The organism is Candidatus Limnocylindrales bacterium, assembly GCA_035626395.1.
In the GTDB taxonomy this organism is placed as follows: domain Bacteria; phylum Desulfobacterota; class Binatia; order UBA1149; family CAITLU01; genus DASPNH01.
In genome coordinates this window covers 508854-530856 of the sequence record DASPNR010000002.1, presented here as the reverse complement: position 1 = coordinate 530856, position 22003 = coordinate 508854, and the positions used below count along the sequence as shown (strand labels likewise).

The window sequence follows — 22003 nt, the reverse complement described above, 5'->3', positions numbered from 1 at the left end:
TGCGCGCTGCACGGCCGGTGAGCCAGGCCATCATGGCCGCATCCGCGCCCGCGCCAGACCGGTGAGATCGCCCGTCGGATGCGGCGTGAATCCGTCGAGGCGCGCCGACGCGACCACGACGTTGTTCGGCCACCAGAGCATCACGTACGGCAGCAGGCGCGCCGTGCGCCTTTGCAGACGCGCGTAGATGCGCCTCCGTCGAGCAGGGTCGAGCGTGCTCTGGCCGCGCTCGCTGAGCCTGTCGACGACGCGGTCGGCGAAGCGGCCGCGATTGCTGCCCGCAGGCGGCGTCATCTTCGAATGGAACGCTAGGCGGAACAGGTCGGGATCGCGGATGCCGATCCACGCCAGCGAGTGCAGGTCGAAATCGCCCCGGCGAACGTCCTCGAAGAACGTTCCCCATTCATGACTCTGCACCTCCAGCTCGATGCCGACCTCGGCGAGCTGCGCCGCCAGCACCTCGCCGATCCGGCGGCGAAGCTCGACGGTGCTCGTACGGTAGCGCAGGCGAAGGCGCGGCTGCGGACCATCACCGTCGGCGTCCCGAATCCCTGCGCTGTCGAGAAGCGCGCGCGCCAGAGACGGATCGTGATCGTAGGTGCGGACGTTGCCATGGAACGCCCAGTGATGCGGCGGCAGCAGCCCTGTGGCCACGCGGGCCTGTCCTCGCAGCACGTGCGTGACGATGGCCTTGCCATCGACGGCATGCGCGATCGCCCGCCGCACGCGCAGGTCGCGCAGGGCCGGGTGGTCGTGTCGAAAACTCAGATACTGCACGGCGTCGTACGGGCCGAGCAGCACGCGCAGCGAGGGCTCGTGCTCGGCAAGATACGCCACCGCGTCCGGCTCCAGCGCGTTCTGCACCAGGTGAAGGCTGCCGTAGCGCAGCTCCAGGACGCGCATGATGGAATCGGGCACCACGCGGAATCGAAGCGAGGCGAGAGCGGGCGTGCCGCCGTACCAGCCCGGGAAGGCTTCGAGCTGGACGCCCTGATCTTCATCGACGGCGAGGATGCGATAGGGACCGCAGCCAACGAGCTCGCGCGCGTTCAAATTTGAACGGCCGGCCAGCGCTCGAGGCAGGATGCCGAGCCCGGCCGCCTCGAGCACCGCCGCGGAGCGCTGCGTCAGACGCATCCGCACCACATCGATGCCATCGCTTTCGACCGTTCCGATCGAAGACATCGCCGCCCGTTTCGGCGAGGCCACCGCGCCGTCGAGCACCGATCGATACGTAGCCACGACGTCGTCGGCGGTTACCGGCGTGCCGTCGTGGAAAAACGCCCCAGCGCGGAGCCGAAACTCATAGGTCTGATCGTCCAGGCGCGACCATGACTCCGCCAAGGAAGGCCGATAGCCGCCGCTCTCATCGGCTTCGACGAGGGAGCAGAAGACGAGTCCGGCGATCCGGGAGGCGTTGGCGTCGGTGGCCATGCGCGGATCGAGGTTTCCTGGTGCCGACTCGATCCCGATTTGAAACACATCGCCCACCAAGCTTGGGGCAGTGCGGCAGGAGGATGCGGAAAATACGGCGAGTAACGCACCGGTGGTGAGTAAATGGGCAGGAAAATGAGCCTTTTTGATTAGAAGGCCGGTGGTCGGTTTGGTACCATGACCGCCTATCGCCTTCAGGAGGTCCTTCGGAATGCGGAAATTTGGTGGGGCAGTGGCGGCTGCGGCGGCGGCGGTGGCTTTGTCGGTTTGTTCGATCGCTCCAGCGACGGCGGCTCCGGGGTCGACTCCCGGCAGCTCGCACTTCCCGAGATACAAGGAGCTGGAATCCAACGTCGCCTTCTGGCGCAACGTCTTCACGAAGTGGACGAGCAAGCAGATCGCCTTCCACGACGTCGAGCACCTGGACCTGGTGTACTCGGTCCTGTCGGTCGAAGACATCGTCACGCGCCTGCCATATCCCCAGCAGGATGCCGCCATCACGGCCCGCCGCAAGGCCGAGGGTGAGCGCATCGAAGCGATGCTCAACCGGATCGGCGAGGGCCACGCCCGCACCGAGGAAGAAAAGAACATCGTCAAGGCCATCGCCAAGATCGGGCACGAGCCGGTCTACGCCAAGACGCTGGCCTCTCAGATCCGCTCCCAGCGCGGCCTCGGCGACAAGTTCTGCGACGCCTACAAGCGCGCCGCCGCCTACATGCCGATGATGAAGTCCATCCTGCGCAGCCAGGGCGTGCCCGAAGAGCTCGTCGCGCTGCCGTTGGTGGAGTCCGGCTACCAGATCGGCGCCCGCTCCAGCGTCGGCGCCGCCGGCATCTGGCAGTTCATGCCCAGCACCGGCCGCCTCTACATGGAGGTCAACGACCTCTACGACGATCGTCGCGACCCGGTCCGCGCCACCGAAGGCGCTGCGCGCTACCTGCGCAAGAGCTATGACGCCCTGGGTTCCTGGCCGCTGGCCATCACCTCCTACAACCATGGCCTCGGCGGCGTGGCCAATGCGGTCAAGACGATGGGGACGACGCACTTCGGCGTCATCGCCCGTCACTACAAGGGCAAGACCTTCGGCTTTGCCTCGCGCAACTTCTACGCCGAGTTCCTCGCTGCCCACGACTCGCTCGAGCGCGCGCCGGAGATCTGCGGCGTCATCGCCGTCGACACCTACATGCCCGACGATTTCGTCATCGACGCGCACACGTCGCTGAAGGACCTGGCGCGGGCGGCCGGCGTGTCGGTCGAGGATCTGGCAGCGATGAACCCGGCGCTCGGCGACCGCGTCGTCAAGGGCGGTGCGCGCGTGCCCAAGGGCTATCGGCTGAATCTGCCGCGCGGCGCGCGCAATGACTTCGCCGTCGCGTACGCGCGCCTGGATCGCAGCACGGCCCCGACGATGGTCGCGTCCTCGGGCACCCGCACGCACAAGGTTTCGCGCGGCCAGACACTCTCGCAGATCGCCAGCCGCTACGGCACCTCGGTGTCCTCGCTGCAGAAGCTCAACGGGCTCAAGAGCAGCAAGTCGGTCAAGGTCGGGCAGACGCTGAAGATTCCGGGCGGGCCCAAGGTCATCGAGGTCGAGCCGGCGGTGGTGGCTTCGTCGAGCAAGACCAGCCAAGCGGTCGAGGCCGCCAAGGCCGCGGCCAAGGACGTCGAAGACGCCAAGGCTGCGGCAGCCGCTGCTGCTGCGGTCCCGGCGGCGGCGAGCGCGCCGGCCAAGCCCTCCGCGGCCGAGCCCGCAGGTGCTGCATCGGCAACGGTTCTGGCTGCCAAGACGGCTGTTGCCGCGATGCCGGCGGCCGTCGTCGCCAAGAGCAGCGACGAGGCCACCGAGCCCCGACCGGTCGAAACGGCCGCCAAGAAGAGCGCAGACGAGGATGCGGTGCTGACGACCACGCACAAGGTCGGTCGCGGTCAGACGCTCACGCAGATCGCGGCGATGTACAAGACGACGGTGCCCGAGCTGATGCGCATCAACGGCATCAAGAGTGCCGCCAGGGTCCGCCAGGGCCAGGAGCTGAAGGTGAAGGCGAGCGCCACGCAGATCGCCTCGTCGGCGCCGGCCACCGGCAGCTACAAGGTCAAGAGCGGCGACACTCTCTGGAGCGTGGCCAAGGCCAACGACACCTCGGTGGAGACGCTCAGGCGTCTCAACCCCGGCACCGACAACCTCAAGGTCGGCAGCACGATCAAGCTGCCGACCGGCAGCGCGACCTCGACGGCATCGAAGGCCGCAGCCAAGGCGGCCGATTACGGCATGCACAAGGTCAAGCCGGGGCAGACGCTGTCGGCGATCGCACGGCAGTACGGCACCTCGGTCGACACGATCAAGAAGATCAACCGCATCAGCGATCCCTCCAAGGTCAAAGTCGGGCAGACCATCAAGGTTCCGCTCTAACCACCGAAGCCTCCTTCGGAAACGACGGCCCGGCGTGCTATACGTCGGGCCGTCGTGCATTTGTTCCCCGTCTTTCTCCGTCTCCAGGGCAAGCGCTGTGTCGTGGTGGGGGCCGGCAGCGTCGGGCTGGCCAAGGCCGAGGCGTTGGCGCAGGCGGGCGCGCTGGTCACGGTCATCGATGCCGAGCCCTGCGCGAACCTTCGCGCACTTGCCGCACGCGCCGACAACGTTCGCATTCTTGCCCGCAACTTCCAGAAGCACGACACACGCGGCGCGCTCCTCGTCTTTGCCTGCACTTCCTCGCCGGAGGCTCAGGCGGAGATCGAGTCGGATGCCCACGCCGGCGGCGCACTGCTTTGCCGGGCCGACGACGCCGAAGCCGGGGATTTTTCCAGCGCCGCCGTGCTGCGGCGCGGGACGCTGTGCGTGGCCGTCTCCAGCGGCGGCGCCAGTCCCGCGCTGGCCGCGCGTGCGCGAGACGCCGTCGCCGAAACGGTCGGCGAAGAGTACGGACGGGCGGCCGAGCTCCTCGCCCACATGCGAACGCTGCTGCGAGCGACGCCGTCCTCGCAGGCGCAGCGCGCCACCGCGCTGCGAAGCGTGTTGGAGCGCGGGCTCGTGCAGCTCCTGCGCGAGGGCCGCAGCGCGGAAGCGGAGGCGCTCGTGGCGGAGGCGGCCACGCGCGCTGCGGCCGAGCCTCTCGATGATGGCCAGAGCGCAACGACGAGGGAGACGATGAGCGAGGTCGACCCGTGCACAGCCTGATGCTTCTGTTGGCGGCCCTCTGCTACGTGACCGCGTCGTTCAGCTTCTCGCGCGCTATCGCCTCGCCCGAGGCAGCCGGCACGCGGCTGGCGCCATGGCTGCTGGCCGCCGGCTTTGCCATGCACACGTTCGATCTGCTGCGCGCGTTCATGGTCGGCGGCGCTCCGCCTGTCGCGAGCTTCGCCGGCGGGTTCTCCTTTTTCGCCTGGCTGCTGGTGGGGCTGTACCTTGCGCTGCAGTCGCGTCTGCCGCTGGCGGCGGCCGGCGCGCTGGTCGCGCCGCTGGCCTTCATCGCCGTCCTCGGCGACGCGCTGGTGGGCGCCAGCGATGCGGCGCTGCCGCAGGGGCTGCGAAGCCCGTGGCTGCCGGTGCACGTCACGCTGGCGTTCCTTGGCAACGCGGTCTTCGCTCTGGCCTTCGCCGTCAGCGCCATCTACCTGCTGCAGGAGAACCTGCTCAAGACCCACCGCAGCGGCGCGCTCATCCGGCGCCTGCCGGCGCTGGAGCGGCTCGACCGCCTCAACCACGTCTTCCTGCTGTGGGGATTCCCGCTGCTGACGCTCGGCATCGTCACCGGCGGCATCTGGTCCATGAACGCGTGGGGCCATTTCTGGAGCTGGGAGCCGCGCGAAGTGCTCGCCGTGCTGACCTGGATTCTCTACGCGGGCCTCCTGCAGCTGCGCATGCTGGGCGACCTTCGCGGCCGCCGTGCCGCGCACTGGACCATCGCCGCCTTCTCCTTCCTGCTGGTCTCGTATCTGGCGGTCAACATCCTCGGTATCGGCGTGCGTCATGGGCTGGGGCAGGTCGGGTAGTTGAGCGCTTCCGCGCACAAGGGCGCCGCCGGTCGTGAGCTGACGGTGGTCAGCGTCAATCACCACAACGCTCCGGTGGCGGTGCGCGAGAGGCTGGCGGCTGCGTGCGAGGACGCGGCGGCGTTTCTCTCGCGCGTGCTCTCGCTGGAGGGCGTGCAGGAGGCGGTTCTGCTCAGCACCTGCAATCGCATCGAGGTCGTGGTGTGCGCGGCGTCGTCGCAGGGCGCGGCCGCGCGCATCGGCTCGCTGCTGCTGGAGTCGGGCGGCATCGCAGAGGGCCACTCCGAGGTCGTCGCCGCGATGAGCGGCCGCGACGCCGTTCGTCACGTCTTCCGCGTGGCCTCCAGCCTGGACTCCATGGTCGTGGGCGAGCCGCAGATCCTCGGCCAGATGAAGCAGCAGTTCGACGCGGCCGCCACGATGGCGGCGGTGGGACCGGTGCTGTTCCGCGTCTTCAACAAGAGCTTCTCCGTCGCCAAGCGCGTGCGCACCGAGACCGGCATTGCCTCACGGTCGGTATCGGTGGCCGGGGCAGCCGTCGACCTGGCGCGCCACATCTTCGACACGCTCGAGGGCAAGGTCGTGATGCTGATCGGCGCGGGCGATACCGGCGAGACCGCGGCCCGTTACTTCCTTGCCGCCGGCGTCGGGCAGCTCATGGTCGTCAATCGCACTTTCGAGACGGCGGTGGAGCTGGCGCGCGAGCTGTCGGCTACGCCGCTTCCGCTCGAGCGCTTCCGTACGTACCTGCCGCTGGCGGACCTGGTGGTGGGCTCGGCGGGCGGCGGCGAGCTGCTGACCGCCGACGACGTCAGGACTTCGCTGCGCGAGCGGCGCGGAAAGCCGGTGTTCTTCATCGACCTTGCGGTGCCGCGCAACTTCCAGCCGGCGATCAACCAGCTCGACGGCGCCTACCTCTACGACATCGACGAGCTCGGTGCCGTCATCGACGACAACCTCGGAGAGCGGCGCCGCGAAGCGGTGCGCGCCGAGGCGATGGTCGAAAGCGAGGTCGAGCAGTTCTGGCAGTGGTTCGAGAAGCTCGACGTCGTGCCGACGATCGTCGAGCTGCGCGAGTACGCGGACACGATCCGGCGCGGCGAAGTGGAGAAGACGCTGGCGAAGATGCGCTCGCTGTCCGAGGAAGACCGTGAGCGCATCCACCAGATGACCAAGGCCATCGTCAACAAGCTGCTCCACCATCCCACCAGCGTGCTCAAGCAGGAGGAATCGTCGACCGAGGAGTCGCGCCTGCTGACCGCGGTCAGGCGTCTGTTCGGACTGGGAGAAAGCCGGTGAAGCTGCGAGTGGGAACGCGGCGAAGCCCTCTGGCGCTGACGCAGACCCGGCAGTCGATGCGCGCCCTGGCCGTGCACGACGCCTCGCTCTCCTACGAGCTGGTGGAGATCGTCACCAGCGGCGACCGAATACAGGACCGCCCTCTGCGCGAGTCGGGCGGCAAGGGCCTGTTCATCAAGGAGCTGGACGAAGCGCTGCTGGACGGCCGCATCGACTGCGCCGTGCACTCGCTCAAGGACGTTCCTTCCGAGCTCGCTCCCGGCATCGCCATCGCCGCGGTGCTCGAGCGCGCCGACCCGCGCGACCTGCTCGTGACCACCGACGGGCGCACGCTCGATGAGCTTCCCGCCGACGTGCTCGTCGGCACCACCAGCCTGCGGCGCTCCTGCCAGCTGCTCGCGCGCCGCCCGAAAGCGCGTGTCAGGATGCTGCGCGGCAACATCGAGACGCGAGTGAAGAAGCTGCTGGCGGGCGAGTGCGCGGCAACGTTCCTGGCGGCCGCCGGCATCGCGCGCCTCGGCCTGGCGCTGGCGCCCGCGCACGGCGTCGTGCTCGATCCGTCGGTGTTCGTACCGGCGCCGGGGCAGGGTGCCCTGGCCATCACCGCGCGCGCCGACGACGAGGCCACCATCGCTGCGCTGCGCCCGCTCGATCACCCTCCGTCGCACGCCGCCATCGATGCCGAGCGTGCCTTCGCACGCGCGTTCGGCGGCGGCTGCCATCTGCCGCTGGCCGCGTTCGCGGAGGTCACCGGCACGCGCGTCACGCTCACCGGGCTGCTGTCGTCGCCCGACGGACAGCGCGTGTTGCGCGAGCAGGCCATCGGCCCCGCCGAGCACGGCGCGATCCTGGGCGAGCGGCTCGCGCGGGGCTTCTTCGATCGCGGCGCCGCCGAGATCATCGCTGCCGCAGAGCCATCGTGAGCGGGCGCGTCTACCTGGTCGGCGCCGGGCCCGGCGATCCGGGCCTTCTGACGCTGCGCGGAAAGGAGGTGCTCGAGCAGGCCGACGTCGTGCTCTACGACTCGCTGGCCAACGCCCGTCTTCTCGACCATGCGCCGCCCTCGGCGCAGCGGATCCTGGTCGGCAAGCGCCACGGCCGCACCAGCGTCGAGCAGGAAGAGATCGAGGCCATGCTGGTCGCTCTGGCACGGCAGGGGAAGAACGTGGTGCGCCTCAAGGGCGGCGACCCGTACATCTTCGGACGCGGCGGCGAGGAAGCGCAGGCGTGCCGCGCCGCCGGCATCGATTTCGAGATCGTTCCGGGCGTGACCTCCGCCATCGCCGTGCCCGCCTATGCGGGCATCCCGCTGACGCACCGCGAGCATTCCTCGTCGGTCACGTTCGTCACCGGCCAGCCCGGCTCCACGCGCCCCGAGTTCGAGCCGGACTGGGACTTCCTGGCGCGCAGCGGCGGTACGCTGGTGTTCCTCATGGCCATGACGCGGATCGAGCACATCGCGGCGCGTCTGATCGCGGCGGGGATGGACCCCGCTACGCCGGTTGCCGCGATTCGATGGGGCACGCTGCCGAGGCAGCAGAGCGTGCTCGCGACGCTGAAAGACATCGGCTCGAAGGCCGGCGAGGACCTGAAGCGGCCGCCCGTGATCTTCGTGGTCGGCCAGGTCGCCGCGCTGGCGGACGAGCTGGCCTGGTACGAACGGCTGCCGCTTTTCGGCCGCCGCGTCGTCGTCACGCGCGCCCGCGCGCAGGCCGGGGCGCTGGCGTCCCTGCTCGAGCGCGCCGGTGCCTGGGTGATCGAGTATCCCACCATCGAGCTGACCGAGCTGCCGATCGGCCGCGACGTCTTCGATCGTTTGGCGACGTACGACTGGCTGGTGCTGACGAGCACGAACGGCGTGGCTTCGTTCTTCGATCAGATGAAGGCGGCGCGGTGCGATGTGCGCCAGCTTGCCGGCGTACGCGTAGCCGCCATCGGTCCGGTCACCGCGGCCGCGATCGAAGCGCACGGCGTGCTGGTGGCGGCGCAGCCGGCCGAGTTTCGGGCCGAGGCGCTGCTGCATGCGCTCGGCGAGGTCGACGGAAAGCGGATCCTGCTGGCGCGCGCGGAAGTCGCACGCGAGGTGCTGCCCGAGGAGCTGCGGGCGCGCGGCGCCTGCGTCGATGTGGTGCCGGTCTATCGCACCGGCTTGCCGTCCGCGCCCGAGCCGGCCGACTCGCTCGGCTCCTTCGACGTGATCACGTTCACGAGCTCGAGCACCGTGACCAACTTCGATCGTCTGTGCGAGGGCCGCACGCGAGAGATCATCGGCGACGCCGCCATCGCCGCCATCGGTCCCGTCACCGCCCAGACGATCGCCGATCTGGGCATGCACGTCGCGGTGATGCCCGGCGACTACACGATCGATGCGCTGGCCGAAGCCATCATCGCGCACCTCGGCAGCGGCACCCGCAAGGCCTGACGGAACGTGCACGCGCCGGCCGCGGCAAGTGGTTTTTTAGCCTCGGCCTGCTAGCATCGCCGCGTGGGATTTCCCGATCAGCGGCCGCGCCGGCTGCGCCGCAACGAGACGATCCGACGCATGGTGCGCGAGACGCGCCTGTCGCGAGAGGATCTGGTGCTGCCGCTCTTCGTCGTGCCCGGCACCGGCGTGGAGAAGGAGATCGGCTCGATGCCGGGCGTTTTCCAGCAGTCGGTCGACAAGGCCACCGACACCGCCATCCGCGCGCGCGATCTCGGCATTCCCGCGGTGCTGCTCTTCGGCATTCCCGAGAAGAAGGACGCCGTCGGCAGCGACAGCGCGCGAGCCGACGGCCCCGTGCAGACGCTGGTCCGGTCGATCGGGCAGGCGGTGCCCGATCTGCTCGTCATCACCGACGTCTGTCTTTGCGAGTACACCGACCACGGGCACTGCGGGCTTCTGGACGGGCAGGACGTGGCCAACGATCCCACGCTCGAGGTGCTCGCGCAGGAAGCGCTGTCGCACGCGCGCGCCGGCGCCGACATCGTTGCGCCCTCCGACATGATGGACGGGCGCGTCGGGCGCATTCGCTCCGTGCTGGACGAGGAAGGCTTCGACCACGTCGCCATTCTCTCGTACGCGGCCAAGTACTGCTCCGGCTTCTACGGTCCCTTTCGTGAGGCAGCCGAGTCCGCGCCGCAGTTCGGCGACCGCCGCGCCTATCAGATGGATCCAGGCAACGCCGCCGAGGCCATGCGCGAGATCGCCATGGACCTGGACGAAGGCGCCGACATGGTCATGGTCAAGCCGGCGCTGCCGTACCTGGACATCGTGCGCCGCGCCAAGGATACGTTCGACTGCCCCGTGGCCGCCTACCAGGTCAGCGGCGAGTATTCGATGATCAAGGCGGCGGCCAGGGCGGGGTGGCTCGACGAGCAGCGAATCGTCGACGAGACGCTGCTCTCCATCCGCCGCGCCGGGGCGGATTTCATCATCACCTATTTCGCCTTGTCCGTGGCGGGCCGGCTCTGAGCGAGCGCATGCGCCGACTTCTGGCGATCGTGCTGGCGATCAATCTGGCGGCGCCTCCGGCGCTCGTCGGCCGCGCGCTGGCGTCGGTGGCCGAGGAGAAGAAGCTCGCTGCCGAGTTCATGGCGCAGGCCATGCCGCATCTGCCGCTCATCCACGACTACGAAGTGGTCAGCTTCGTGCGGTCGATGGGCAACAAGATGGTGAAGACGCTGGGCCCGCAGCCCTTCGACTTCGAGTTCTTCGTCATCCGCGAGAACAGCATCAACGCGTTCGCGGTGCCGGGCGGCAAGGTCTTCGTCCATGCCGGATTGATCGCGCGCGCCGAGAGCGAGGACGAGCTGGCCGGCGTCATGGGGCACGAGATCGGCCACGCGCATGCCCATCACATGGTGCGCCAGCAGCAGAAGGGTGCGGCCGCCGGCTACGCCTCGCTGCTCGGAATCTTCCTGGGCATCATCAATCCGGTGCTCGCCGCCGGCGCACTGGCCGCGGGGCAGGCGGCGCAGCTCAAGTATCAGCGCGATTTCGAGCGCGAGGCGGACTTTCTCGGCATCGAGTACGCGCGCAAGGCCGGTTACGAGCCGATCGCGCTGACGCACCTGCTGCGCAAGATCTACACCGAGCAGCAGCTCAACCCGACGCTGATCCCGCCCTACTTCCAGTCGCATCCGCTCTCGGGAGAGCGCCTGTCCAACCTGGAGGCGGTGCTCGGCAAGAAGGAATATTCGGCCGAGCGCCTGCAGCCGACGCTGCGCCTGAAGCGCGCGCAGGCCATCGCGCGCGGATACGCGCAGACGCGCGAAGAGGCCATTCCCGACTACGAGCGCGCGCTGGCGCAGGCCACGCCGCAGCAGCGGCCCGAAGCGCTCGAGCTCATCGGCGTGCTGATGACGGCGGGTGAGGACTGGGGCCTGGCCGAGAAGTATCTTCGCGAGGCCGAAGCGGCCGGCCGCAACGTCGACCGAGAAATGGGGCGCGTCGCGTTGCGCAGCGGCCGGCTCGATGAGGCCAGGACGCGCCTGGAGCGGGCGCACAAGAAGGACCCTGCCGACTGGGACGTTCTCGCCGAGCTCGGAACCATCGACTACCAGGAAGGCCGCATGAAGCAGGCCGTCGAGCGGCTGCAGGCGTCGGTGGACGCCGAAAGCTACCGGCCCGACGTTCTGCAGACCCTGGCGCGCGCGCTCGGCAAGACCGGAAAGGAGGGCGCAGGCTTCTACTGGTTCGCTCGCACGGCCGAGATCCAGGGACAGCTCCCGCAGGCGATGGTCTACTACCGCCGCGCCATGGACGCGTTGCCCGCCGACGACCCGCTGCGCGAGAAGATCGTCAAGCGCGGCAAGGAGCTCGGCGACGAGATCCGCGAGGAGAGGGAAGAGCGGCGCCGCGAAGGCACGCTCGAGCCGGGCATTCCTCCGCCGAGCCGCCGCCTGCCCGGGCCGGGAGGGCGCTGAGATGACGCGCGGGAAGGATCTGGTCTCGCCGCGCACGGCGGCGATGCAGGGCTACGTGCCCGGCGAGCAGCCGTCGGATGCGCGGCTCGTCAAGCTCAACACGAACGAGAACCCCTACGCATGCTCGCCGCTGGTGGCCGAGGCGATCCAGGCCGAGGCGCGCCGGCTGCACCTGTACCCGTCGCCGTGCGCCGATGCGCTGCGCCGCAAGGCCGCGCAGATCTACGGCGTGCGCGAAGATCAGGTCCTGGTCGGCAACGGCTCCGATGAGCTGCTCTCGATCCTGGTGCGCGCCTGCACGCAGCCCGGCGACGCGGTGGCGTATCCGGTGCCCACGTACTCGCTGTATCGCACTCTGGCCGAAGCGGCGGGCGCCCGCACGATCGAGCTGCCGTGGCAGGGGCAGGCGCTGCCGGCATCGCTCGCCGAGGCCGATGCACGCCTGACGTTCCTGTGCTCGCCCAACTCGCCAACCGGTCTTGCGCTGCCTCTCGACGAGATCGCGGCGTTTACCCGCCAGGCTCGCGGCGTGGTCGTGGTCGACGAAGCGTACGTCGATTTCGGCGACGCCACTGCGCTGTCCATCCTGCAGCAGCATCCGAACATGATGGTGCTGCGCACGTTCTCGAAGTCCTTCTCGCTGGCGGGCCTGCGACTGGGCCTCGGCTTCGCGCACGCGGAGCTCGTCGAGGAGCTGGTCAAGATCAAGGACTCCTACAACGTCTCGCGGCTGGCCATCGCCGCGGGCGTTGCCGCTCTCGAGGACTACGACTGGATGCGCAGCAACGTCGCGCGCGTGCGTGCCACGCGTGCTCGCGTCACGGCGCGGCTACGCGCGGCGGGCTACGGCGTGCGCGACTCCAGCGCCAACTTCCTGTGGATCGATTGCAGCGCCCACGGTGGCGGCAAGGCCATCTATGAGCGCCTGCGACAGGCCAGTGTGCTCGTGCGCTTCTTCGATCAGGAAGGTCTGCGCGAGGGGATTCGCATCAGCATCGGAACCGACGACCAGATGGACCGTGCCCTGTCGGTGCTGGCGGCGGCGTAGCGCGACGAACGGCGTGATCGCCGGGGGAGGTTGACGGTGGAAGGACTCGAGAAGCTGCTCGGTTCGATCAGCGATTTCGTCTGGGGGCCGCCGCTGCTGATCCTGCTTTTCGGGACGCACGTCTTCCTGACCTTCCGCCTGCGTTTCATCCAGCGTCATCTTCGCACGGCGATCCGCCTGTCGTGGAAGACATCGGGCGAAGGGCAGGGCGACGTCAGCCAGTTCGGTGCGCTGGCCACGGCTCTGGCCGCCACGATCGGCACCGGCAACATCGTCGGCGTGGCCACCGCCGTTGCCGCGGGCGGGCCCGGCGCCGTGTTCTGGATGTGGCTGACCGGCGTGTTCGGCATCGCCACCAAGTACGCCGAAGCGCTCCTGGCGGTGAAATACCGCGTCCGCACCGCCGACGGCACGATGGCCGGCGGCCCGATGTACGCGCTCGAGCGGGGCACGGGCCAGCGCTGGCTTGCGCTGGTTTTCGCTGCGCTGACGGCCGTTGCCGCCTTCGGCATCGGCTGCATGGTGCAGGCCAACTCCATCAGCTCGCTGCTGCACGACTCCATGGGAGTCTCGCCATGGCTCAGCGGCATCGTGATGACGGCACTGACTGCATTCGTCATTCTCGGTGGCATCAAGTCGATCGCGGCGGTGTGTGAAGCGCTGGTGCCGTTCATGGCGATCTTCTACGTCGCCGGCTGCACCGTGCTGCTGGTGATGAACTTCGCGCAGATTCCGGAGACGCTCTATCTCATCGTCAGCGGCGCGTTCACGCCGCAGGCTGCCACTGGAGGGTTTGTCGGCGCCGGCGTGCGCGAAGCGATGCGCTTCGGCATCGCGCGCGGCCTCTTCTCGAACGAATCGGGGCTCGGCAGCGCGCCGATCGTGGCGGCCGCGGCACAGACCCGGAACCCGGTGCGACAGGCGCTGGTGTCGTCGACGGGCACGTTCTGGGACACGGTCGTCGTCTGCGCCCTCACCGGTCTGGTCGTCGTCAACTCCGGCGATTGGACCAAGGGCCTCAAGGGCGCCGCCCTGACCAACGCGGCGTTCGAGGACGTCCCGTACGTGGGCAGCATCGTACTGACGATCGGCCTGCTGACGTTCGTCTTCTCGACGATCCTCGGCTGGTCGTACTACGGCGAGAAGGCGGCCGAATATCTGGCCGGGCCCCGCGCGATCGTTCCGTACCGCTGGCTGTGGGTGGCTGCGGTGATGGTGGGATCGGTGGCGTCGCTGCCGTCGGTGTGGGCATTCGCCGACATCGCCAATGGCCTGATGGCCGTGCCCAACCTGATCTCGCTGCTGGTGCTCCAGCGCGTCCTCGTCAGCGAGACCGACAGGTATCTGTGGTCGGGCCGCCTCGACGACCACGCCGACGAAGACGGCTGAGATCACGGCCAAGGAGAAAGCAGCCATGGAATTTCGCGAGGCGATATCGACGACCGGCACGTGCCGCTTCTATCGCCGCGATCCCGTCCCGCTCGATGTGCTGCGGCGGGTGCTGGATGCGGCGCGGTACGCACCCACCGGCGGCAACCGCCAGGGCGTGCGCTTCCTGGTCGTCCGCGACGAGGCCACGCGGCGTGCGCTTCGCGACCTGTATCTGCCGCTGTGGGAGCAGTACGCCTCGCGCGCCACGGCCCGGCCCGGTGCGCCGCTGCCGGCCCTGCTCGCCAATGCCGACCACATGGCGCGGCATCTGCACGAGATCCCGGTGCACGTCGTGGTCTGCGCACAGACCTCGGATCTCATGGCCACCGATCGTCATCTCGATCGCGTCTCGATCGTGGCGGGCGCATCGGTCTATCCGGCGGTGCAGAACCTCCTTGTCGCGGCGCGCACCGAGGGGCTCGGCACCGCGCTGACCACGCTGCTGTGCGCGGTCGAGCCGAAGGTGAAGGAGTTGCTCGCCATCCCGGAAGGGATGCTGACCGCGGCCATGATTCCCATGGGCTACCCGCTGCACGGGTTCCCGAAGAAGCTGGCGCGAAAGCCTCTGGACGAGATCGTGTTCGGGGAGAGGTTCGGCGCTGCGCTGACGTGACGTGCTCGCGGCGGGTGCGTCTGCACGCCGGAGCGACCGGCTCGGCGATGGCGCGCGCAGCGGCTTGCACCAGGCCCTCCCGCCGGTACAAGGCTTCGAAGTGCGACCGATCCGGACAGGGTCAGCCTTGCGCGCCGTCTGTGCGCTCTTCCTCGCACTGTGGGTGCCGCTGGCGCCGATCGGCCGCGCCACCTGCCTTGCCGCCGGCACTTCCAAGGCGGCCGCCAAGCCGCAGCTTCGCTGCCACGAAGACAAGAGCGACAAGTCGCAAGCCGCAAAGCAGGGATGCTGCTGCAAGCGCACTCCGACGCTGTCCGCGCGCAACTGCGGCTGCCATCACGGCGGCGAGGGCGCGTGGCCGGTCGTGCGCGATCAGGCCATGCCCGCGCGCCTGGACGGCGTGGCCGCGACGCCGTCCGGCGCCCAGGCGCTGAGCGTGCGGCACGAGGTCGTGGTGCCGATCGGAGCGGATCCTCCCGAACTTCCTCCGCCCGAGCCGAATCTGTCCCTTTCAGCCTGAAGACGAGACGTTGCCGGCATTGCCGTGCGGCGTCGCCGGCCGTGGTGTCGCGCGTGGTGCGAGCGCAGGCTTGCCCGTGCGCGCTGCCGTCGATCCGGCGTGTGCGCGAGCGTGCGCGCCGCCGCATCGGCGCAGGAAAGGAGACAGATCGTGAGCAACTGGAAATGCGTACGGGCCGGCGCCCGTGCGCTCATCGTGCGTGTCGTGGCCGCGGCCGCCTTCGCAGCGGCTGCAGCCGTCGCCCAGCCGGCGGCGGCCTGCGACCTGTGCGCAATCTACACGGGCACCATCATGCGGGCCGACCGAACCGGGGCCTGGATCGGCATTGCCGAGCAGTACACGCACTACGGAAACCTCAAGGAAGACGGCGATGACATCGCCAATCCCGACGACGAATGGATGCGCAGCTCGATCACGCAGATCGTCGGCGGCTACACGTTCGCCTCGTGGATCGGCGTTCAGGTCAGCGTCCCGCTGATCTCGCGCGAATACCGACGGCTCGAAGATGGCGTTGCCACGCGTGGAGACGAAGGGGGCCTCGGCGACCTGTCGGTGCTGCTGCGGCTGGTGCCGCTGACGCGCGCCTATACGTACGGCGTGCTGCACGCCGAGGTGTTGGCCGGCGTCAAGCTGCCCACCGGCGATTCCGACCGCCTGGCCGAGGAGCTTGCCGAAGACGACCACGACGATGAGGACGAACACCACGCGCTTGCTCGCTCGGTGCCGGCCCGCGCGGCGATGGCGCGGCCGCCGCACCGGCCGCACCACGACGAGCACGAGCACGCCAGCGGTGTCCACGGGCACGACCTGGCGCTGGGCTCCGGATCGGTCGACGGGTCCTTCGGCCTGTCGCTGTTTGCGAGCTGGAAGCGACTGTTCTTCTCGGCCGCTGCGCAATACGCGCTGCGTGGCAACGGCGCGTTCGGCTACGAGTACGCCGACGATCTGCTGTGGTCGGCGGGCCCCGGCGTCTACCCGCTGCTCGGCCATGACTACACGACCGCGCTGCAGCTGGTCGTCAGCGGCGAAACCAAGGGCAATGACAGGCAGGGCGCCGCCACGCTCGGCGACACGGCGCTGACGTCCGTCAATCTCGGACCCGGCGTGTCGCTGACGTGGAAGCAGTCGCTGTCGTTCGACCTGGTGGCCGAGCTTCCGGTGATCCAGAACAACTCGGGGCGGCAGGTGGTGGCCGACTATCGGCTGCGCGGAGGGCTGTCATGGCACTTCTGAGCCGCCTGCGCGGGCGCAAGGCCGCAGCGATGGCCGGCTCGTCGCCGCCTACTCGCTCAGTGCCCGCACCTCTTCGGTCAACCTGCGCACGCGCAGGGAGAGCGAGCGTGCGAAGTTCTCCATCAGCTTGGCCTTGATGTCGGGGTGGGCTTCGGTGAGGCGATCGAAGTTCTCCATCGACAGCAGGTAGCATTCCACCGGCGTGTCGGCGCGCACGGCGGCCGAGCGTGGCTGCCGCTCCAGGATCGCCATCTCGCCGAACAGCATGCCCGGCGTGCAGGTGGTCAGACGCTTGGAGGTGCCCGGTAGCACGTCGATGGTGATGCTGACCTGGCCTCGCGTCAGGAAGTAGAGCGCGTTGGCATCGTCGCCCATCTCGAAGATCATCTCGCTCTGCCGATACGAGCGCTTCTCGAGGTAGCTGCGCAGCGTCTCGATGCGCGATTCGTCCAGGCCGTCGCAGATCTCGAATTCGTCGAGCGGCACCGTCGCGTCCGGATCGGTGGCGCTGCCGAGCTCCTGGAGCAGCCTGTTCTCGCACAGCTCCAGTGCGGCGTCGGCTTCACGCAGGATCCCGAGCGAGGAGGGCGGCCGGTTCTCGAGCGCCATCTCGAAGTACGCGGCCAGGGTGGGGTTGCTGTCGAGCTCGGTCAGGATGACTTCCTTGTATCGGCCCTCGATGCTCTCGAGGAACGTCACCCACAGATCGAGGGCCGGCCGGTCGGCGCCGAACACGCGCTTGAAGTCGATGATGAGGTAGCTGACCGCCTCCGGCAGCGTCAGGATGTTTCGCACGACGCGTTCGACCGAGAACAGCGTCAGCTCGCCCTGCAGCTCGAAGACGACGATGCGATGGCCATGCTCGGCCAGCGCGTTGGCGTCCGATCGGCGCCGGATGCGCTTGGAGGCCACGGAGGCCGCATCGAAGCGCCGTCGCACCACCGACTTGACCGGGCTCGGCGTCTGGAACAGGTGCAGCCCGAAATCCTCCGAAAGATCGTTGAACACGCGGATGCCGCGCACGCTGTTGCCGCGCGCGTCCAGCGGCGGAGAGAAGACGGCGATGCCCATGTGGCCCGGCAGCACGCCGATGATGCCGCCACCCACGCCGCTCTTGGACGGCATGCCGATGCGGTAGATCCATTCGCCGGCGTAGTCGTACATGCCGCAGGTGGCCATGACGCTGAGCACGCGCGGGACGTAGGCGGCGTCGATCGCCCGCTCGCCGGTCAGTGGACAGATCCCGCCGTTGGCCAGCGTCGTGGCCATGATGGCCAGGTCGCGGCAGGTGACGGTGATCGAACACTGCCGGAAATAAAGGTCGAGCACCGGCTCCGGCGCCGAGCCGACGATGCCGAAGTTTCGCAGCATGTAGCCGATCGCGAAGTTGCGGTAGCCCGTGTCGTGCTCGGAGTGGTAGATCGAATCGTCGATGGACAGCTCGCGGCCGGCGCAGCGCGAGAACATCTCGAGGATGCGCTGCATCTTCTCGTTCTCGTCCTTGCCGCGAATGAGCCCGGTGGACGCGATGGCACCTGCATTGATCATCGGGTTGAACGGCCGCCCCGTATCCTCGTGCAGGCTGATCGAGTTGAACGCGTCGCCGGTCGGCTCCACGCCGATCTTCTCGAGCACGCGCTCCAGGCCTTCGTCATGGAGCGCCAGCGCGTAGACGAACGGCTTGGAGATCGACTGGATGGAAAACTGGACCCGGCTGTCGCCGGCTTCGTAGACCTGGCCGTCGATGGTGGCCAGGGCGATGCCGAAATGGCCAGGATTGGCCTTGGCCAGCTCCGGAATGTAGCTGGCGACCTCCCCGTCGCTGCAGCCGGCGTGGCGGCGGTGAAGCTCCTCGAGATACGTCGCCAGCGGATGGTGGATGGAGAGTCGCTCCAGGTCTCCGCCCCGTCCTCCGCCCGATTCCCTCTGACTCATGCCCTGGTTCCCTCCCGTCGTCTCGGGCCGGCCCTCCCGCACGCCTCTGCATCGTAGGTGGGTTGCGCCCCTTGGCCAAGTCTTCGGGGACCGCTATAGGTCGTATGGGTGGTTCAGCCGAGCACCGGACTGGCGGGGTGCTCCGAATCCGGACGGCAAGGCCGATCCGGTGCAGCGCCTCGAGGCGCGGGCCGTAAGGAGGCTCTCATGCAAATGTCGACCAAGCTTGCCCTGCTGCTGATCCTCGCAGCACCGATCCATGCCCTGGCCGCCGAGCCGATCGGCTACGTGAAGACCGCCACCGGCGCGACGACGGTGGTTCGCGGCGGCGCCGAGCAGCCGATCGCGGTCGGCGATCCTGTGTTCGAGAACGATACCATCAAGACCAGGGCCGAAAGCTCCCTCGGCGTCACGTTGAAGGACGGGACGACCCTGGCTGCCGGCCCTGACACGGTCCTGTCGCTGGACGATTACGCCTACGCTCCGCACGACCAGCAGCTCGGCCTGATCGCCCGCGTTTCGCAGGGCACGCTCGATTTCGTCTCCGGCCTGATCGGCAAGATGGCACCCGAGACGGTATCGGTGGTCACGCCGACCGGCGTCATCGGCCTTCGCGGAACCCACTTCGTCGTCAAGGTGGCCCCGGGCCAGAAGTTTGCGGAAGTGACCGAGAAGTCGGAAAGCTGAGACGCATGCACAAGCCGCTCCTGTCGGGTTGGGTGCTGGCCGTGGCGCTCTGTGCCGCGGCCTGCGCCCCGAAAAACTACGTAGTCCTGTTGGAAAACCCCGAGGGCGGCACCGGCGAAGTCACCGTCAGCACCGCAAAGGGCGAGCGCGTTCTCAACAACGCCAACGACGCCACCACCATCAACCGCGCCAACCGCGCGCCGAGCAAGCCCTGGCGCGTGGAATGGGAGAAGCTCGAGGAGGTATTCGCCCGCGCCTTCGGTGCGCGTCCGGACCGGCCCGAGCATTTCACGCTCTACTTCGAGCAGGACAACGTCGAGCTGACCGAAGAGTCCGAGGCCACGGTGCGAGCGATGATCGAGGCAGTGCGGGCGCGGCCCGCACCCGACGCCGACGTCGAAGGCCACACCGACCTGTTCGCCGACGAGCGCACCAACGATGCGCTCTCCTACGCCCGCGCCCTCAAGGTCCGCGGCATTCTGGTCAACGCGGGAATGGACATCATCAAGATCGACGTCCGTTCCTACGGCGAGACCCGACCGGTCGTTCCCACGCCCGACGGCGTGCGAGAACCGAGGAACCGTCGCGTCGAAGTGATGATCCGCTGACGGAACGAGCCGCCGGACGCCACCGAGCCACGGCGGTGGCTGGAGCGCTCACCGCTATTTCTCGGTAAAAACGATCAGCGTCCCGCGTTCGCCGCGTTCCAGGCGCCGCAGGTGGAAGCTAACCAGCCCGTCCTCGGGATGCTGCTCGGCCAGCTTGCGAAACGCCTGCAGAGCCCCGTCGCCGTCCTTCTCGAGCATGTCGAACGCGTGCTTGTACGCGTCGAATGGCGCCACGCCGTTGGCGTCGGTGCGCACCGGCTCGAAAACGTCCACGCCCCGCGTCTTTCCCTTCAGGAGCAGGCTGCCGACCGGCCGCAGCGGAACACCGTTGCCGGTGCACGCGGCGACGGTCGCCGCGCTGATGCAGATGCGCGTGCCGAGCTGGCGGTTGGCGGTCTCCAGCCGCGCCGCCGTATTGATGGGATCTCCGAGCGGGCGATAGTCGAAGTGCTGGCTGCCGCCGAAGTTTCCCACCACCACTTCCCCGGTGTGGACGCCGATGCGGGTGTGGCCGAAGTCGATGCCGTTTTCCTTGCAGCGCCTGGCGTAGTCGCTGGCGAACGCGTCCATGTCCAGCGCGCACGCGACTGCCCGCTGGGCGTGGTCGGCCTGCGTCACCGGGGCCGAGAACAGCACCGCCACGGCGTCGCCGACGATGCGATCGAGCGTGGCGTCGTGGGAGAATGCGATGCGCACCATGCCGTCGAGATAATCGTTGATGACTCCGGTCAGCTCGGCCGGATCCATGTTCTCGACGACGCTGGTGAAGCCGGCGACGTCGGTCAGCACGAACGAGCACTCGCGGCGCTCGCCTCCGACGCGCAGTTCCGAGGGATTGCGGATCAGGTGCTCGACGAGGTTGGGAGAGAGGTAGTTGGCGAACACGCTGCGGATCCAGCGCTCCTCGCTCTCCGTGGCGAGCTGTCGGGGCACGACGTAGGCCAGAAACGCGGCCAGCACCGTCACCGACGGCGTGATCGGATCGACCAGCAGCAGGCTGAGGTTCCAGGACTGCCAGGAGACGCTGAACGCCAGCGCCACGCCGAGCGCGGTCACCAGCGCCAGCGGCAGCACGCGCGGCTGATTGCCGACGGCGAGCATGCCGAGCCAGCTCAGGACCACCAGCAGCACCTCGCTGCCGCGCGCCCAATCGGGCCGGCTCGAGTGCACCTTGTGCAGGATCTGCTCGACCAGCTGCGCATGAATCTCCACTCCGGGCAGCGCCGTACCGAGCGGACTGAAGCGCAGATCCATGAGCGCGGTCGCCGAAGACCCGAGAAAGACGATCGCCCCCTTGGGAATGAGCCCTTCGGCCTGGCCCGACAGCACCTTCCACGCAGGAACGTAGCGCTCGGGCATCGGGCGCGTCAGGTAGACCTGCATGCGACCCGTGGAGTCGGTCGGGAGCACGTGCTCGGCGATTCGCAATCCCGTCAGCTGAGCGGTCGACTCGGACCGGCCCGGTGCAGTCAGGACCGTGACGTTGCCCTGGCCGACGGCCACGCGCAGCGCTTCGACGAGCAGGCTCGGATAGGTCTTGCCGCCCATCTCCAGGAGGAGCGGCACGCGCCGCACCACGCCGTCGCGGTCGGGCTGAAAATTGATGGCGCCATTCCCCGAGGCGGCCGCTTCCAGGTTCGGCAGCGTCGCCACCGCGCCTTGATGATGGCTGAGCAGCAGCTTTCCTTCGCTGCCGATGCGCACGAAGCGGGCCTTCTCGAGCGGCGGCCGCTCGGGCCCGCCGCCTTCGGTCAGTGCAAAGGCCGTGACGACGTTGCCGCGTGCCAGCTCGGCTGCCAGCACCTCGTCGCTGTCGGGAAGATGCTCGAGGACGGCGCGGACGTCGTCGCGCTCGGCCCACTCGCTCACCAGCTGGCGCGGCGACATGCGGTCGGGCTCGGCGAACAGGATGTCGAACGTGATCGAAGCCGCCCCGAGCTCGCGCAGCCGCGCAACGATCTCCGCGATGCGTGTGCGCGGCCAAGGCCACTGGCCAAGGCGCGCGAGGCTCTCCTCATCGATGTCGAGAATTCGCACCGGCGCCGGCTCGTACTTGCGCGGCATCGAGCGCTGGTAGCCGTCGAACACGGCGTTGCGGATCGACATGACCAGATCGATGGCGGGGTCGCTGACGATGGCCGAGATGCCGGCCAGCACCACCGCCGCCGACAGCATCAGGCCGATGCGGCGAAGCCGCCGTGCCGCACGCTGTCCTGCCTGAAAGCTGGTCTGCTCGCTGCTGTCGGCCATGGGAACGCCGGATTCTAGCGACCGGCGCCGGTCATGGCGACGGACAT

Annotated in this window: 18 protein-coding genes; 15 read left to right on the top strand and 3 right to left on the bottom strand. The window is 68.6% G+C overall.

Annotation, left to right across the window (positions count from 1 at the left end; genetic code table 11):
• Positions 1–30: 30 nt before the first annotated feature.
• Positions 31–1434: an ABC transporter substrate-binding protein gene (locus tag VEC57_02745; protein ID HYB98031.1), complete on the bottom strand. Its 1404-nt coding sequence runs from the start codon at positions 1432–1434 to the stop codon at positions 31–33.
• Positions 1435–1645: 211 nt separating this feature from the next.
• Between VEC57_02745 and VEC57_02740 the strand changes: the two genes are divergently transcribed.
• The 13 genes from VEC57_02740 to VEC57_02680 all read left to right on the top strand — a co-directional run bounded on the left by VEC57_02740 (position 1646) and on the right by VEC57_02680 (position 16476).
• Entirely contained in the window at positions 1646–3844 is a 2199-nt protein-coding gene (locus VEC57_02740; GenBank protein ID HYB98030.1) for a LysM peptidoglycan-binding domain-containing protein, read from the top strand.
• Positions 3845–3898: 54 nt separating this feature from the next.
• On the top strand, positions 3899–4609 hold the full coding sequence (locus tag VEC57_02735) for a bifunctional precorrin-2 dehydrogenase/sirohydrochlorin ferrochelatase (GenBank protein ID HYB98029.1): 711 nt from the start codon (positions 3899–3901) through the stop codon (positions 4607–4609).
• The gene (ccsA, locus tag VEC57_02730) at positions 4609–5424 is read left to right on the top strand and encodes a cytochrome c biogenesis protein CcsA (GenBank protein ID HYB98028.1); all 816 of its coding nucleotides are present in this window, start codon (positions 4609–4611) and stop codon (positions 5422–5424) included. The genes VEC57_02735 and ccsA overlap by 1 nt, the downstream gene beginning before the upstream one ends.
• Positions 5425–6723, top strand: a complete 1299-nt coding sequence (hemA, locus tag VEC57_02725) for a glutamyl-tRNA reductase (GenBank protein HYB98027.1) — start codon at positions 5425–5427, stop codon at positions 6721–6723. It begins immediately after the preceding gene.
• Complete coding sequence (gene hemC, locus VEC57_02720) at positions 6720–7646, top strand: hydroxymethylbilane synthase (GenBank protein ID HYB98026.1); 927 nt, start codon at positions 6720–6722, stop codon at positions 7644–7646. The genes hemA and hemC overlap by 4 nt, the downstream gene beginning before the upstream one ends.
• Positions 7643–9145 (top strand): uroporphyrinogen-III C-methyltransferase, encoded by a 1503-nt coding sequence (cobA, locus tag VEC57_02715; protein HYB98025.1) that lies wholly within the window; start codon positions 7643–7645, stop codon positions 9143–9145. The genes hemC and cobA overlap by 4 nt, the downstream gene beginning before the upstream one ends.
• A gap of 63 nt (positions 9146–9208) precedes the next feature.
• Complete coding sequence (hemB, locus tag VEC57_02710; protein ID HYB98024.1) at positions 9209–10177, top strand: porphobilinogen synthase; 969 nt, start codon at positions 9209–9211, stop codon at positions 10175–10177.
• An 8-nt stretch (positions 10178–10185) separates the two neighbouring features.
• The gene (locus VEC57_02705; protein HYB98023.1) at positions 10186–11631 is read left to right on the top strand and encodes a M48 family metalloprotease; all 1446 of its coding nucleotides are present in this window, start codon (positions 10186–10188) and stop codon (positions 11629–11631) included.
• A 1-nt stretch (position 11632) separates the two neighbouring features.
• Positions 11633–12679 carry a histidinol-phosphate transaminase gene (gene hisC / locus VEC57_02700; GenBank protein ID HYB98022.1) on the top strand — a complete coding sequence of 349 codons (1047 nt, stop codon included), beginning with the start codon at positions 11633–11635 and terminating at the stop codon, positions 12677–12679.
• 36 nt (positions 12680–12715) lie between these two features.
• Positions 12716–14068: a sodium:alanine symporter family protein gene (locus VEC57_02695; GenBank protein ID HYB98021.1), complete on the top strand. Its 1353-nt coding sequence runs from the start codon at positions 12716–12718 to the stop codon at positions 14066–14068.
• Between the two features lie 25 nt (positions 14069–14093).
• Positions 14094–14723: a nitroreductase family protein gene (locus VEC57_02690; GenBank protein ID HYB98020.1), complete on the top strand. Its 630-nt coding sequence runs from the start codon at positions 14094–14096 to the stop codon at positions 14721–14723.
• Between the two features lie 127 nt (positions 14724–14850).
• Entirely contained in the window at positions 14851–15243 is a 393-nt protein-coding gene (locus VEC57_02685) for a hypothetical protein (protein HYB98019.1), read from the top strand.
• 150 nt (positions 15244–15393) lie between these two features.
• Complete coding sequence (locus VEC57_02680) at positions 15394–16476, top strand: hypothetical protein (protein HYB98018.1); 1083 nt, start codon at positions 15394–15396, stop codon at positions 16474–16476.
• Positions 16477–16524: 48 nt separating this feature from the next.
• Here VEC57_02680 and glsA read toward each other — a convergent pair whose 3' ends face one another.
• The gene (gene glsA, locus VEC57_02675; protein HYB98017.1) at positions 16525–18411 is read right to left on the bottom strand and encodes a glutaminase A; all 1887 of its coding nucleotides are present in this window, start codon (positions 18409–18411) and stop codon (positions 16525–16527) included.
• Between the two features lie 207 nt (positions 18412–18618).
• Here glsA and VEC57_02670 point away from each other — a divergent pair, with 207 nt between their 5' ends.
• Complete coding sequence (locus tag VEC57_02670) at positions 18619–19098, top strand: FecR domain-containing protein (protein HYB98016.1); 480 nt, start codon at positions 18619–18621, stop codon at positions 19096–19098.
• Positions 19099–19103: 5 nt separating this feature from the next.
• Positions 19104–19706: an OmpA family protein gene (locus VEC57_02665; protein ID HYB98015.1), complete on the top strand. Its 603-nt coding sequence runs from the start codon at positions 19104–19106 to the stop codon at positions 19704–19706.
• Between the two features lie 54 nt (positions 19707–19760).
• Here VEC57_02665 and VEC57_02660 read toward each other — a convergent pair whose 3' ends face one another.
• Positions 19761–21956, bottom strand: coding sequence for an adenylate/guanylate cyclase domain-containing protein (locus VEC57_02660; GenBank protein HYB98014.1), 2196 nt, complete (start codon positions 21954–21956; stop codon positions 19761–19763).
• Between the last annotated feature and the right edge of the window lie 47 nt (positions 21957–22003).